This window comes from Labilithrix luteola, from assembly GCF_001263205.1.
Classification (GTDB): domain Bacteria; phylum Myxococcota_A; class Polyangia; order Polyangiales; family Polyangiaceae; genus Labilithrix; species Labilithrix luteola.
The window spans coordinates 9,188,472-9,201,428 of record NZ_CP012333.1 but is presented as its reverse complement, the minus strand read 5'-3'; the positions used below and the strand labels follow the sequence as shown (position 1 = coordinate 9,201,428).

Annotated in this window: 14 protein-coding genes; 8 read left to right on the top strand and 6 right to left on the bottom strand. The window is 67.0% G+C overall.

All coding sequences use genetic code 11. The features are described 5' to 3' along the window. Position 1: 1 nt before the first annotated feature. The 6 genes from rimM to AKJ09_RS39855 all read right to left on the bottom strand — a co-directional run bounded on the left by rimM (position 2) and on the right by AKJ09_RS39855 (position 4,783). Positions 2–580, bottom strand: a complete 579-nt coding sequence (gene rimM / locus AKJ09_RS39880) for a ribosome maturation factor RimM (protein WP_169928240.1) — start codon at positions 578–580, stop codon at positions 2–4. 97 nt (positions 581–677) lie between these two features. Next, on the bottom strand, positions 678–914 hold the full coding sequence (locus AKJ09_RS39875) for a KH domain-containing protein (RefSeq protein WP_146653067.1): 237 nt from the start codon (positions 912–914) through the stop codon (positions 678–680). A 38-nt stretch (positions 915–952) separates the two neighbouring features. Then, positions 953–1,219 carry a 30S ribosomal protein S16 gene (gene rpsP, locus AKJ09_RS39870; protein WP_146653066.1) on the bottom strand — a complete coding sequence of 89 codons (267 nt, stop codon included), beginning with the start codon at positions 1,217–1,219 and terminating at the stop codon, positions 953–955. A 193-nt stretch (positions 1,220–1,412) separates the two neighbouring features. After that, positions 1,413–1,856, bottom strand: coding sequence for an SCP2 sterol-binding domain-containing protein (locus tag AKJ09_RS39865; protein ID WP_146653065.1), 444 nt, complete (start codon positions 1,854–1,856; stop codon positions 1,413–1,415). Between the two features lie 66 nt (positions 1,857–1,922). Continuing rightward, positions 1,923–3,428 carry a M16 family metallopeptidase gene (locus AKJ09_RS39860; protein WP_146653064.1) on the bottom strand — a complete coding sequence of 502 codons (1,506 nt, stop codon included), beginning with the start codon at positions 3,426–3,428 and terminating at the stop codon, positions 1,923–1,925. Further along, positions 3,425–4,783, bottom strand: coding sequence for a M16 family metallopeptidase (locus AKJ09_RS39855; protein WP_146653063.1), 1,359 nt, complete (start codon positions 4,781–4,783; stop codon positions 3,425–3,427). Before AKJ09_RS39855 ends, AKJ09_RS39860 begins: the two co-directional genes overlap by 4 nt. A gap of 174 nt (positions 4,784–4,957) precedes the next feature. Between AKJ09_RS39855 and AKJ09_RS39850 the strand changes: the two genes are divergently transcribed. From AKJ09_RS39850 to AKJ09_RS39815, 8 genes are all read left to right on the top strand, one after another. Next, a complete protein-coding gene (locus AKJ09_RS39850) occupies positions 4,958–5,614 on the top strand; it encodes an RNA polymerase sigma factor (protein WP_240488781.1) in 657 nt (218 codons plus the stop codon). After that, positions 5,607–6,305 (top strand): hypothetical protein, encoded by a 699-nt coding sequence (locus AKJ09_RS39845; RefSeq protein WP_146653061.1) that lies wholly within the window; start codon positions 5,607–5,609, stop codon positions 6,303–6,305. The genes AKJ09_RS39850 and AKJ09_RS39845 overlap by 8 nt, the downstream gene beginning before the upstream one ends. Continuing rightward, positions 6,302–6,883, top strand: coding sequence for a hypothetical protein (locus AKJ09_RS39840; RefSeq protein WP_146653060.1), 582 nt, complete (start codon positions 6,302–6,304; stop codon positions 6,881–6,883). The genes AKJ09_RS39845 and AKJ09_RS39840 overlap by 4 nt, the downstream gene beginning before the upstream one ends. Continuing rightward, complete coding sequence (locus tag AKJ09_RS39835; RefSeq protein WP_146653059.1) at positions 6,880–7,377, top strand: hypothetical protein; 498 nt, start codon at positions 6,880–6,882, stop codon at positions 7,375–7,377. Before AKJ09_RS39840 ends, AKJ09_RS39835 begins: the two co-directional genes overlap by 4 nt. After that, positions 7,377–8,309 carry a lysophospholipid acyltransferase family protein gene (locus tag AKJ09_RS39830; RefSeq protein ID WP_146653058.1) on the top strand — a complete coding sequence of 311 codons (933 nt, stop codon included), beginning with the start codon at positions 7,377–7,379 and terminating at the stop codon, positions 8,307–8,309. The genes AKJ09_RS39835 and AKJ09_RS39830 overlap by 1 nt, the downstream gene beginning before the upstream one ends. A gap of 168 nt (positions 8,310–8,477) precedes the next feature. Next, positions 8,478–10,010 (top strand): J domain-containing protein, encoded by a 1,533-nt coding sequence (locus AKJ09_RS39825; protein ID WP_146653057.1) that lies wholly within the window; start codon positions 8,478–8,480, stop codon positions 10,008–10,010. Positions 10,011–10,090: 80 nt separating this feature from the next. Then, a complete protein-coding gene (gene dnaK / locus AKJ09_RS39820) occupies positions 10,091–11,914 on the top strand; it encodes a molecular chaperone DnaK (RefSeq protein WP_146656111.1) in 1,824 nt (607 codons plus the stop codon). 68 nt (positions 11,915–11,982) lie between these two features. After that, on the top strand, positions 11,983–12,933 hold the full coding sequence (locus tag AKJ09_RS39815) for a hypothetical protein (RefSeq protein ID WP_146653056.1): 951 nt from the start codon (positions 11,983–11,985) through the stop codon (positions 12,931–12,933). The last annotated feature ends 24 nt before the right edge of the window (positions 12,934–12,957 follow it).

Sequence of the window (12,957 nt, the reverse complement as noted above, 5' to 3'; positions counted from 1 at the left end):
GTTACTCCTCCGGCGCTTCGGGCTTCTTCTTCGCCGGCTTCGGCTTCTTGGGAGCGCTGCGCTCCAGCTCGTCGAGCGTCGTGATGGACACGACACGCGCAGCGGTGTCCACGTTCGCAACGTAGGCGTCGCTCAAGGGGATCTCCCAATCCCCCTGCTTGTCGTCGGCACGCACGCGCATCGCCTGCACGGTGGGGTAGTTCATGATCTCGACGACTTCGCCGATGCGGGCGTCGCCCAGACGAACCTCTGCCCCGACCACGTCGATGGCGTAGAACTCCCCCTCCTCGAGGCCAGGGAAGTCCTCTCGACGCACACAAATCTGCGCGCCACGAAGCTCTTCGGCGCGGTCTCGGTCGTCGACCGAATGAAGCTTGATGAGAATGGCGTCATCGGCCCAGCGCGCCTTGACAACCGACACTTCGTGCTCCTCGCCGTCAGGAAGGCGCACGAGCACCTCGTCCTGGTTCAGGAGCGTATCGCTGTCCTTGTTGAAGACGCGGAGCCGTAGCTCACCGCGCACACCATGCGGACGCGCGACTTCGGCAAGCGCAACCCACGTCTCGGACTTCGCGTTCACGATCTCGACTCCCAAAACAGAACCGGCGCCATTTCGCCGGCTCGTCACGCCTCAGAAGCGTAACGAGCAAGACCAAGGCGCCGATTCGGTCGACCTTTCAGTCGACGATGTCGAGGTGGGCGCGGCGACCGAGCTTGGTCGACATCGCAGCGAGGATGGTCCGCATCGACTGCGCCGTGCGGCCTTCCTTGCCAATGACCTTGCCGACGTCTTCTTTGGCCACCCGCAGCTCGATCAAGCTGTTGTGCTCGCTCGCGATCTCGGTCACTTCGACCTGATCGGGGTGATCCACGAGTTCGACGGCGATGGCCTTGATGAGCTCTTTCAACGCCATACTCTCTGGTTCTCGGAAGAGATCCGGAAGTTCCGGATCTACTTCGCGGCCGCGGCGGCGGCCTTGGCCTGAGCCTTCACGAGGCGGGTGAGCGTCTCCGAGGGGACCGCGCCGGCCGTACGCCAGTAGTCGAAGCGCTCAGCGTTGAGCTTGAGCGGAGAGTCCTTGCTCTCCTTCGCCGGGTCGAACGTGCCGATGTTCTCGAGGAACCGACCACCCCGGGGGCTGCGCGAGTCGGTAACGACAACGCGGTAGAAGGGCTTCTTCTTCGTGCCCTGGCGGGCGAGGCGGATAGCAACGGCCATGAGGGGAACCTTCGTCGATCTTCAGTGAGAGACTTGCAGTCAGAATGGTGGAAAACCGCCAGCGCAACTAGCGCAATTCGCGCCTGACGCCAACAGAAAGTCTCCCACCTTTGGGGCCGCGCAAGTTACCGGCGCACCATACATGTGTCAAGTGGTTCTGGTGAGCTCGCCACCTGGGGCCCAGCCATTGGGCTCAGCCGTTGACGCTCATGACCCGCGTGACGCGGTTCAAGAGGCCCATATGGCGAAACATCCCGAAGATCTTGAGCTCGCCAGTGCGCGTAGCACGGACCATGGAGCGAAGCACGTCGAGAGACGGGCGATCGGTCGGGATAGGCAGCGCGAGGGGTCTCGTGAGCGGGACGTTCGAGAGGGTCATGATCGCATCGGACGAGCCTCGCACGGCCACGTCCGGCACGCCGTAGATTCCGTCGTGGACGACGAGACGGCCGAGGCGGAACTCGAGCGTGAGCGCGACCTCGGCGTCGTCCGCGACGAGCGCGACCGTGCCGTCGATGGCATCGAAGTCCTTCTTCTTGTGCGGCTTGCTCTCGATGTTCTGCCTGACCAGGTCGGCGAGCATCTGCGCGAACGCGTTTTCCTCCGCGCCGGGCGCGAGCTGTACGAACGATGCCATCTCTCTTCCTCTGAACTCCGGCTCGTGGACTCCGGGTCGTGCACTCCGGATCGTCGACTCGCCTTTCTAGTCGCCTTCGGGCCCGCTCGCCTCGATCTTCGTGATGCCGATCGCTTTCAGCTGCGGTTCGAGCTTCGCGCGTGGGCCGACGATGACGACGATCCCATTTTTCACGTCGATGTGCTCGGCGGCCAGCTTGTCGAGATCGGCCTTCGTCGCTCCGTAGAGAAGTGCGCTCGCCTTCGCCTCGTGATCCGGCCCGAGGCCAACGCCTGCATTGCGCGCAAGGCGACGTGCTGCCGCCTCGACGGCCTCGAACGATTCGACGAGCTCCCCTCGGGCAAGGAGGCGCGTCTTTTCGACCTCCTCCTTCGTGAGGCCGCCCTTGGCGAGCTCCTCGATGTCCACGAGCATCGCCTTGAGCGCCTCGCCCGTGTGCTCGGTATGCACGGCGGCCTCCGCGGCGAACATGCCAGGGCGCCTCGTGAACGAGAAACGCGAACGCGCGCCGTAGCTCCAACCATGCTCCTCGCGGAGGTCCTGGTTGAGGCGCGAGGTGAAGCTCCCGCCGAGCGCGGCGTTCACACGAACGAGCGGCGGCGCCTCGGGGCTCGACGCGGCAACGCCCAGACGAACGACGCTGATGACCGACTGCGGAGCGTCGGGACGATCGACGACGACCACGCGACGCCCCGCCTCGGCCGACGCCGACGGGCTCTTCGTGGGCGCGGCCGGCGGTTTCTTCGTGCGCGCCGGTTGCCACCCCGCGAACGCCTTGTCGAGCAGCGGATCGAGCTCGGCGCGCGTGATGTCGCCCGCGACGACCACCGTGGCCGCCTCGGGGTGCCACCACTGGGCGTAGAACGTCTTCACGTCGTCGAGGCTCACCTTGGCCGCGGATTTGAGCGTGCCGTTGACGGGGTGACCGTACGGATCGCTTCCGAACAGCTGGCGCGCGCTGACGACGCCGGCGACCGCATTCGGCTCGCTCTGGCGAGCGCGCAGGTCGTTCTCCCAGAGATCGTGCACGCGCTTCCACTCGACCGGTGAGAACTTCGGTTTGCCGAGCACGTCGCCGAGGATTGCGGCGGCCGGCGCGAGGTTCTTCTTCAGCGACGTGAGCTGCGCGAACGCGTATTCCGTGTACGCGCCGGTGGCCAGCGTGGCGCCGAGGCGATCGATGTCACGTGCGATGTCGAGCGGACCGCGCGTTCCCGCGCCTTCGTCGAGCATGTTGGCCGTGGTGAGCGCGAGGCCGCCCTTGTCGGGCGCGTCGCCAGCCGAGCCCGCGCCCGGAATGACCACCTGCATCGCCACGACGGGCAGCGTGTGGCGTTCCAGGAGCCACACGATCATGCCGTTCGGCCGCTGCCACGAGGTGGGAACCGGCGGCGTGAAGGGCTCGGGCGTCTTCAGCTCCGGACGGGGACCGAGCGGATCCGCAGGAGGCGGTGCCGCGGTCGCCACGGGCGTGGCCGACGCCGCGGGGGTCGGAACTTGGGAGGGCCCTGCCCCTCCGCATGCGCCGGCGAGCAGAGCGAGAACGGCAACGGTCGCGAGATGGCGCCTCACTTCGAGTTCCCCTTCTTCTTGGGCACGACGCGGAGCACGACGCGCGCGTTCGGGAGCAGATACGCCTCCGCGGCCTTCTGGATGCCTTCCTTGGTCGCCGAGCGATAGCGATCGAGATCCTTCTGCACGAAGCCGGGATCCTTCACTTCGGCCTGGTACATGTTGAGGAGCGAGGCGCGCTCGCGGACGCCCTCGAGGCGCATGACGAATGCGGTCTCGACGAGGTTCTTCGACCGTTCGAGCTCTTCGTCGGCGATGGGCTTCCGGCGGATGGCCTCGAGCTCCTTGTCGATCGCCGCTTCCAGCTTCTCGAGCGAGACGCCCGGGCGCGCGATGACGCCGATCTCGAAGCGAGAACCAAGCGAGCCCGAGTCCTGTCCGGCGTCGACGCTCTGCGCGAGCTTCTGATCGTAGACGAGAGCCTTGTAGAGCCGGCTCGCCTTGCCGTTCGACAGCGCGGCACCGAGGAGATCGAGCTCGGCATCGCCCGGAGCAAAGTGCTTCGGCGATTGCCAGGCCATGACGATCTTCGGCAGCTCGACCTCGTCTTCGAGGGTCTCGCGAACCACGCTGGTGAGCGTGGTTTTGGTATCGCTGAAGCCCGGCGCGCCCGGGTCGACCGCCTTGCCACGCGAAGGAATCGTGCCGAACCAGCGATCGATCTTGTCCTTCGCGGCCCTTGGATCGAAGTCACCGGCGACAACGAGCGACGCGTTGGCCGGGTCGTAGTGCTGGGCGAAGAAGCCCTTCACGTCGTCGACGGTCGCCGCCTCGAGATCCTCGTGGGAGCCGATGACCGGGTGGTGGTACGGGTGCTCATTTGGGTACAGGAGCTCGGGCAAGCGGAGCTCGACCTTGCCATAGGGCGTATTTTCCGAGGTCTGGCGGCGCTCGTTGCGAACGACGTCACGCTGCGCGTCGAGCTTCTCCTTGGTCATCAGCGGGCCGAGATCGCGTAGGCGATCGGCCTCGAGCCAGAGAAGCAAGTCGAGCGACGTGGGCGCGCCGACGTCGTAATAGTCCGTGCGATCCTGGCTGGTCCACGCGTTGTTCCAGCCGCCCGAGGCCTCCATCCAGGCATCGAACGCCTTCGTGGGCGCGCGCCGCGTTCCCATGAACATGAGGTGTTCGAAGAGGTGGGCGAACCCCGTTCGGCCCTTGGCCTCGAAGCGTGAGCCCACGTCGTAGGACACGTTGACCACGACGATGGGAATCGAGTGGTCTTCTTGGAAGATGACGGTCATCCCGTTCGGGAGCGTGCTGCGGGTGAACGGGATCGACACGTCCGCGCGGGCTGCGGGCGCCGAAAGCAGCGCTGCGAGACCGAATGCCAGAGCCGTGGATCGGATCGCCATGGTTGCCGGACATAGCACGGCCGCCCTTGCCCCGGGGTCTCCGGAACGCCTGTAAGAACGCGTGGGGCGGCGCGTTCTTGGTTCGTGCCCTGCAACGCCGCAGCCCTCCCCTTACCGCTCACTTCGCGGGAAAAGCTGATCTCCCGCGGGTGGCTCGGTTCTATGCTGCGGGCCGTGCCGGACGAGGAGAGGTCGCAAAGTCGCGGCACGCCCAGCGAACCCGAGCGGGCGCTCGAGCAAGAGCGGCGTGCGGAAGCCGACGCGGCCGACCGTGGGCTCGTCGAACGGGCCCACGCGGGCGATCGGAAGGCCCTCGGCGAGCTCCTCCACAAATATGGTCCGGGCCTCTACCGCAGCGTGCTTCTCCCCCGGCTAGGTTCCGAGGCGGCCGCAAAAGACGCCCTCGCCGAGACCTACGCCAAAGTCGTCGCGAACATCGGCAAGTTCACCTGGCAGAACGTCGGCTTCTATCCGTGGCTGCGTACGGTGGCCTTGCGGGTGGCGCTCGATCAGCTGCGCGCGAAGAAGCGGCTCGTGCTGTTCGAAGAGGACGACCTCGAGCGTGAAGTCGACGCCGCCCAGAGCGAGACGCCTGTCGAACAACGCATCAGCGACCACCGCGATCGCGACGCCGCACGAAAGAAGGTCGAAGACGCCCTCCGGAGCATCAACCCTCGCTATGCGCGAGCCATCCAGCTCCGCGTTCTCGAAGAGCGCCCGCGCGAAGAAGTCGCTCGCGAGCTCGGTGTCACGCCCGCCACCTTCGACGTCCTGTTGCATCGGGCGATCGCATCCCTGAAAAAGACGCTAGAGGTGAAGGGCGATGGCTGAGCGCGACAAGCCCCTGCCCGGCGACTTGGGCTCGCAGCCGACTCTCGATGAGAGAGCGCCTGAGGAGCGCGCGGCGGAGCGGCTGCGCGATACGCTGGAGACGCGCGGAGCCGACGGCGATCCGCTGGCCGGCCTCGCGCAGGCGCTCCACGCGGCATGGTCTCCGTCGGAGATCGATCCCGAGGAGCACCGCGCGCTCGTCGAGGCCTGTCTCGATGCCGCCGACGACGCCCCCCCGACGGAAGAGGAGCTTGCGGCCGCCGAACGTTTGCGCGCGAGCCTCGACTCGCGAACGCCGCGAGCACCGGACCACGCGGAGGCCGAGCTCGCTCTCTCGCTTCGTGCAGCGTGGTCTCCCGAGCCGCTCACCGAGAGCGCGCATCGCGTGGTCGTCGACGATGCGCTCGCCGCGAAGAACGTCGTCGTGGCCTTGCCAGCTCGACGAGCGATCGTGCGGCGATTCTATGCCGGAGCCGCCGGCGTCGTGGCGCTCGCCGCCGGCCTTCTCCTGTGGCTGAACATGAGCGATCACGCGAGCGGCGAAGCCCCCCTCGCCGCGGCGCGCTCGACGCAATCGCTGTTCGACGAGCCCTTCAAGCCTGGCGAGACGAGCGCGCGCATCGACCGCATCGCCAGCGCCCGCTCCTCGGACTTCCGCGAGAACCGCTTCGCCCAGTGGGGTGTGCGATGAGCGCGCGCCCCCGGCTCGTCACGCGCTTCGCCCTCGTCGTCACGGCGGCGTCGCTCGCGCTCTCGGGCGCAGCGGCATGCCATCGACCGACCGAGAGCAGCAAAGAGGCTCCCGTCGACGCGGAGCTCATGGCCTTCCTCTCCGAAGCGCGCGCGCTGCATCATCAGGCCAACATCAAAGAAGACACCGGCGATCTCGACGGCGCGATCGCCGCCATGGACCGACTCGTCGCCGCGCAGCGCCCCGCACGGCCCGCTCCGGAGATCGAGGAAGTCCTCGCCGACGCCTACGCCCGCCTCGGCGAGCTTCGACTGAAGAAAGGCGATCTGGCGGGCGCGGCGGCCGCGGTCCAGAGCGGTCTCGCGCACGCGCCGGAGCCTACCTACTTCCGAGGCCATCTCGTCGAGGTCGAAGGGCTGGTCGAAGAGGCGCGCGCCGCGGGCCTGGCCGACGCGGGCAAGCCGGCCGAGGCGGCGAAGGCACGCGAGCGCGCCATTCAGCGCCTCGAGGAAGTCGTGAAGATCCAGGAGCAGGTCATCCAGCGCTCGACCGCCAAGGATGCAGGAGCAGGTCGATGAGCATGGGAAAGGCCGGGCGCGTCGGCATCGTCACGACCACCGTCCTTCTCGTCGGCTGCGCCGGTCGAAAGGCTGCCGAGGCGCCGTCCGCGAGCGCTCCTGCGCAAGCCGGCTACGCCGAAGCTGCGCCTCCGGGCGCCTACCCCTCGAGCCCCAGCGCGTACCCGCAACAGGCGCAAGCCGGCGCGGCCCTCCCGTCCTCCATTGCACCGGGCCGCCCTGCCGTGCAGGCCGCTGCCCGGGATCTCGATGCGTCGCAGCGCGAACTCGATGTCGCCGCCGGTGATTGTCACAACGCGTGCCGCGCGCTCGGCTCGATGGACCGCGCCGCAGGGCATCTCTGCGCGCTCGTCCAAGGCGACGACGACGTCCGACGCTGCGAAGACGCGAAGACACGCGTGTATAGCGCACGCTCCCGCGTGAAGAACACCTGCGGCGCCTGCGAGGGCGGTCCGAGCGTCGAACGAAACGACCCCATCCCCTCGACGAAGTGATGGTGAACGTCGCGGCCGATCGACGCGAAGGACAGACGTGGACACTGGCCCAGCGCACGAAAAACGACGTGCTCTGGCTGCTGGCGACCGGCGCGCTCGCGCTCGGTTCGCGACTCCCGCGCTCGCTCCTCGTGCGGTTGGGAGAGGGCGTTGGAGTCCTCGCCCACACCATTCTCCCCTCGGCGCGGCGCACCGCCCTGCGCAACGTCGAACGCGTCTTTCCGGAGCTCGGCCCGAAGGACGCGAAGGCCCTCGTCACGAACGTGTACCGCACGCTCGGTCGCCAGCTCGGCGAGGTGGTGGCCACGCTCGATCCGAACCGCCCGCTCGAGCGGCTTCCGTTCGCGCCCGGCACGCGCGAATGCTTCGACGACGCTCTGCGAGAGGGCCATGGCGTGGTGTTCGCGTCCGCGCACCTCGGTCCGTGGGAGCGGGTGGCCGCTACGCTCGTCGCCGAAGGCTTCCCACTCACAGTCATCGCGCGCGAGGCGTACGACCCACGGCTCACGCCCATCTACGATCGCCTGCGCGGCGGACGAGGCGTGAGGACGATCTACCGCGGAGCGCCAGGTGCCGCGGCCTCGCTCTTGCGGACCGTCCGTCGCGGCGAGGTGCTCGGGGTTCCGATGGACCTCGCCTCGCGTGTTCCGAGCATCGACGTCCCCTTCCTCGGCCTCCCAGCACGAACGCCGGTCGGTCCCGCCCGCATCGCGCTCCGAACGTCGGCGGCCGTGATCGTCGGAACGCCCGCTCCACGCGACACATCGAGCGCCGAGCTGGTTTTCAGCGCCCGGCGGATTCCGACAGGGGATCTCGGCGCGGATGCCGAGGGCGAGCGGATCCTGACCTCACGCATCAATGAAGAGCTCGGTGCGCGCATCCGGGCCATGCCCGAGCGATGGGTCTGGATGCACCCGCGTTGGCGATCGTGAGGCGCCCACACTGTACGTGACGGCCCGCCCTCTACGGCCGCGGTCGATTCGTCCTTCCTGCCTTTGCTGCAAGCAGTGAGACAACGTTATGCTGAGCCGACGAGGATGCCGGAAAAGGTCCCGCGGCTGGTCGCGCACGTCGACGTCCGGAAATTCAAACTGGATCCCATGGATGGGTTCCTGCTGACCCGCATCAACGGGCGGCTGGGCTCGAAGGATCTCGCCAAGGAGACGGGCCTTCCCGACTTCTCGGTCGAGCGCGCGCTCGAGAAGCTCGAAAAGCTCGGCGTCATCGAGCGGATCGACCCGAATGCGCCGCCTCCGCCTGCGCCACCACCACCTCCGCCGCCTCCTCCCCCGCAAGCCGTGCGCGAGAAGCGCGGCCTTCCGGAGTTCGTGTCGCTGTCGGCGCCGAAATACGACCCGAAGGAGCTCGAAGAGGAGTGCGATCTCCCGCTCGAGCAGCGCAAGCGTGTCCTCGACGTCTACTACCGACTGGAAGACCTCGACCATTACACGCTGCTCGGTGTCTCCCCCCAGGCCGAGAAGAAGGCGATCAAGCGCGCGTACTTCGAGCTCGCGGCGCTGATGCACCCCGACCGGTACTTCAAGAAGTACCTCGGCTCCTTCAAGCCGAAGATGGAGGCGCTCTTCGGTCGGATCACCGAAGCGCACGACACGCTCGTCGATCGTGAGCGACGCGCAGATTACGACAGCTATCTCGCCGAAATCGCGACGACGCGAGGCATGGAAGCGATGCTCGAGCGCGCGCTCGAAGAAGCGTCGCGCACGCAAGCGCCCGCCCCTGCGCCTGCCCCGCCTCCTCCGGCTGCAGCGATTCCGCCCGAACGGTCGTCTTCACCGAACGTGATGGACGGACGGCGGGCCTCCGTGCCCGATGCGAGCCCGGAAGAGATCCGCGCCCGCAAGGAAGCACTCGCGCGTCGTCTCCTCGGCGGGCAACGCTTGTCGACGCCGGGTCGACCGAGCGCGCCGCCACCCATGCGACCGCCGCAAGGAAGTCAACCGAGCGCGCCGCCACCCATGCGACCGCCGCAAGGAAGTCAACCGAGCGCGCCGACTCCGCCAACCCAGCGCTACGCGTCGGCCTCGGACGCCATGGACGCGCTCAAGCGCCGCTACGAAGACCGCATCGACGGCGCGACGCAGGCTCAAGCACGACGTTACGTGCAGACGGCCGAGGAGGCGTTCGCCAAAGGTGATCTCGTCGCGGCGGCAACCGCGCTCGGCATTGCCACGAAGTTTTCACCGAACGACACCGCCCTCGCGATTCGCTATCAAGAGACGAAGAACCAGGCGGACCTCGCGCTCACCGAGAGCTACGCGAAGCAGGCCGACTACGAGGAAAAGAGCGGGCACTGGGCAGAGGCTGCACGCTCTTGGCAGAAAGTTGCGAAGCTCCAGACGAACAACCCCCGTGCCCACATGAGTGCCGCGCGGGCGCTGCTTCGCGCCGAAGGCGGCGACCTTCATCAAGCTGCGGAACACGCCAAACGCGCTGTCGCGGCCGAGCCAGGCTCCGTTGTCGGACACGTAGTCCTGGCGGAGATTTATTCGAAGGCGGGGCTCCTCGCGTCCGCCAAGCGTGCTGCAGAGACCGGCCTTCAGGTCGATCCGACGAACGCCACGCTCTTGGGCATCATCGGCAAGGCAGCAAGCAAGGCCCCGACGAAGGGATAGCTACGGAGAAGGTGTCGCTCGTCGATACATTCCGCGGCAGTCGGTGTAGGCTTTGAGACTCGAGTAAGGAGACCGTGCTTATGGAGAAGGTGATCGGGATCGATCTTGGCACCACGAACTCGTGCGTCGCCATCGTGGAGAACGGCACCCCCGTGGTGATCCCGAACCGCGGTGGTTACAAGACGACGCCTTCGATGGTCGCCGTGACCGAGGCCGGCAAGCGCTTGGTGGGCCATATCGCCAAACGCCAGGCGATCACCAACGCCGAGAACACCGTCTACGCGGCCAAGCGCCTCATCGGCCGCAAGTGGAACTCGCCGCAGGTGAAGAACGCCGTTGCGACGTCGAGTTACCGCATCGTGGAAGGTCCGCACAACGACGTGCGCATCGTGCTCCGGGACAAGGAATTCAGCGTCCCCGAGATCAGCGCGATGGTTCTTCAGGAGATGAAGGTCATCGCCGAGGACTACCTCGGAGAGACGGTGAGCAAGGCGGTCGTCACGGTCCCCGCCTACTTCAACGACAACCAGCGCCAGGCCACGAAAGACGCGGGCGAAATCGCCGGGCTCGACGTCATCCGCATCATCAACGAGCCCACGGCCGCGGCGCTCTCCTACGGCTTCGGGCGCAACATCGAGAAGACGGTCGCCGTCTACGACTTCGGCGGCGGCACGTTCGACATCTCGGTCCTCGAGATCGGCGCGCACGGCGTCTTCAAGGTCATCGCCACCGCCGGTGACACGTTCCTCGGCGGCGAAGACATCGACGCGCGCATCATCGATTGGCTCGTGCAGGGCTTCAAAGAGGAGCACGGCATCGACCTCCGCCAGGACCGCATGGCCCTGCAGCGCCTCAAGGACGCGGCGGAGAAGGCCAAGTGCGAGCTCTCGAGCGTGCGCGAAACCGAGGTGAACCTCCCGTTCATCATCTCGAGCGGCCGCAACGAGGCGCTCCACCTGCAGCGCACGCTCACGCGTCAGACGCTCGAGGAGCTCAGTGACGACCTCATCGAGCGCACGATCGACATCTGCAGGCAGACGCTCGACGACGCGAAGCTCGACAAGGACGAGATCGAAGAGGTCGTTCTCGTCGGCGGCATGACGCGCATGCCGAAGATCCAGCAGAGCGTGCAGCAGTTCTTCGAGAAAGAGCCGAACAAGGGCGTCCACCCCGACGAGGTCGTCGCACTCGGCGCCGCGATCCAGGGCTCCGCGCTCGTCGACGACAAGCAGGAGATGGTCCTCCTCGACGTCACGCCGCACGCGCTCGGCATCATGACGTTCGGCAGCTACTTCGAGGAGCTGATCCCGCAGAACACCACCGTCCCCACGCACCGCACGAAGATCTTCACCACGAGCCGTGACAACCAGACGGCCGTGAAGATCCTCGTCATGCAGGGCGAGAGCCAGCGCGCCGAAGAGAACGAGCTGCTCGGCGAGTTCATCCTCACCGGCCTCCGCCGCGCGGCGAAGGGCCAAGTCGAGATCGAGGTCACGTTCGAGATCAACGCCGACGGTATCGTCTCGGTTCGCGCGAAGGACCTCGAGACGGGCCTCGAGCAGTCGATCCAGGTCACCGCGACGAGCGGCCTGACCCGCGAAGAGATCAAGACGATGATGGACAACGCGAAGGACGACCTCGTCGACCGTCGCACGTCCGAAGAGTTCGAGGCCGCCAAGCAGGAGGCCGAGAAGCTCATCGCCGAGATCGAGAAGCTCTTCCCGCAGGTTCAGCAGATCGTCGCGTCGAGCGACTTCGGCCGCGACGCCATCGAGAAGGCCAAGGCCATCGTCGACAAGGCGCGCGCCGCGATCGAGCGCAAAGATGCAGCCGCGGTGAAGGAGCAGATCGAAGGACTCACGCGAACGCACCGCATGTTCAAGGGCGTCGTTGCCAAGACCTGATCGCCGAGCTCGAGTAGCCCAACCCCACGCAGTGTGATGGACGGGGAGAAGTGTCGAAGGATCCCGAGATGACCGAGGGGGAAACCGGTGCCTCGCAAGAGGACGACCAGGATCGCCCTACCGTGTCACCGCCCTTCGATCCGGCGGAGTTCGCGCGGGAAGTCCTGGCCCCACCTCCGGGCGGTCAGAAAAATGACTTTCACTCGCGGGTGACCCCCCAGGGCACCTCGCGGCAGGCTCTGTATGCGGCCGGCGTGAGCGCGACGAACCGCCCTCACTCGGGTGCACCGCGCGGAGCTTCCGATCGCGCGGGCCCGGCGGGCCTGCTTTCCCTCGCGAACGCACGCATTCCTTCGAACTTGCCGCCACGTCGAAGGGACGTGGCCAGCGCCGCGCGCGGCTCCTCGTGGGAGCCCAAAGAGGAAAGCGGCTGGGGCGACTTCGCCACCCAGCCTCCCCCTGCCCCGACATTCGGGCACGACGACGATCCGCTGCACGGGATCGACGACGATCAGCCGACGCAGCCCCCGCCGCCGATCCAGCAGGAGCTCATCGACGCACTCGCGCAGAGCGCGAAGCCCTCCGGCGTGCGCGGCGACTACGAGGACATCGTCGACGCGCCCGTCTCGTCGGTCAACGTCGAAGCCGAGCCCACGACGCGCGAGATGAACGATCGCATCTCGCTCGGCGACTATACGGGCGCGCTCGACGTCGCGGAGAAGCTTCTCGCGATCGACCCGTCCGACGTCGGCGTGCGCGCCTGCGCGGAGACCTGCCGGAGCGTTCTCCGCCAGATGTACTCCGCACGTTTGGGCCCCCTCGATCGTGTGCCGGTCGTCATGGTTCCGCGCGACCAGTTCCGGTGGCTCTCGATCGATCACCGCGCGGGCTTCGTGCTCTCGCTAATCGACGGTGTGTCCACGCTGGAGATGCTGCTCGACGTGAGCGGGATGCCCGAGCTCGACGCGCTCAGAATCCTTTCGGATCTCGCGCAGCAACGCATCATTTCGTTCAGGTAACCCCGCGGGGACGTTTCCGTCCCC

Bases quoted from the DNA above. Each gene is read 5' to 3' on its own strand.
- AKJ09_RS39875 (WP_146653067.1), bottom strand. From the start codon at position 914: ATGGCGTTGAAAGAGCTCATCAAGGCCATCGCCGTCGAACTCGTGGAT.
- rpsP (WP_146653066.1), bottom strand. From the start codon at position 1,219: ATGGCCGTTGCTATCCGCCTCGCCCGCCAGGGCACGAAGAAGAAGCCC.
- AKJ09_RS39865 (WP_146653065.1), bottom strand. From the start codon at position 1,856: ATGGCATCGTTCGTACAGCTCGCGCCCGGCGCGGAGGAAAACGCGTTC.
- AKJ09_RS39855 (WP_146653063.1), bottom strand. From the start codon at position 4,783: ATGGCGATCCGATCCACGGCTCTGGCATTCGGTCTCGCAGCGCTGCTT.
- AKJ09_RS39845 (WP_146653061.1), top strand. From the start codon at position 5,607: ATGGCTGAGCGCGACAAGCCCCTGCCCGGCGACTTGGGCTCGCAGCCG.
- AKJ09_RS39840 (WP_146653060.1), top strand. From the start codon at position 6,302: ATGAGCGCGCGCCCCCGGCTCGTCACGCGCTTCGCCCTCGTCGTCACG.
- AKJ09_RS39835 (WP_146653059.1), top strand. From the start codon at position 6,880: ATGAGCATGGGAAAGGCCGGGCGCGTCGGCATCGTCACGACCACCGTC.
- AKJ09_RS39830 (WP_146653058.1), top strand. From the start codon at position 7,377: ATGGTGAACGTCGCGGCCGATCGACGCGAAGGACAGACGTGGACACTG.
- AKJ09_RS39825 (WP_146653057.1), top strand. From the start codon at position 8,478: ATGGATGGGTTCCTGCTGACCCGCATCAACGGGCGGCTGGGCTCGAAG.
- dnaK (WP_146656111.1), top strand. From the start codon at position 10,091: ATGGAGAAGGTGATCGGGATCGATCTTGGCACCACGAACTCGTGCGTC.
- AKJ09_RS39815 (WP_146653056.1), top strand. From the start codon at position 11,983: ATGACCGAGGGGGAAACCGGTGCCTCGCAAGAGGACGACCAGGATCGC.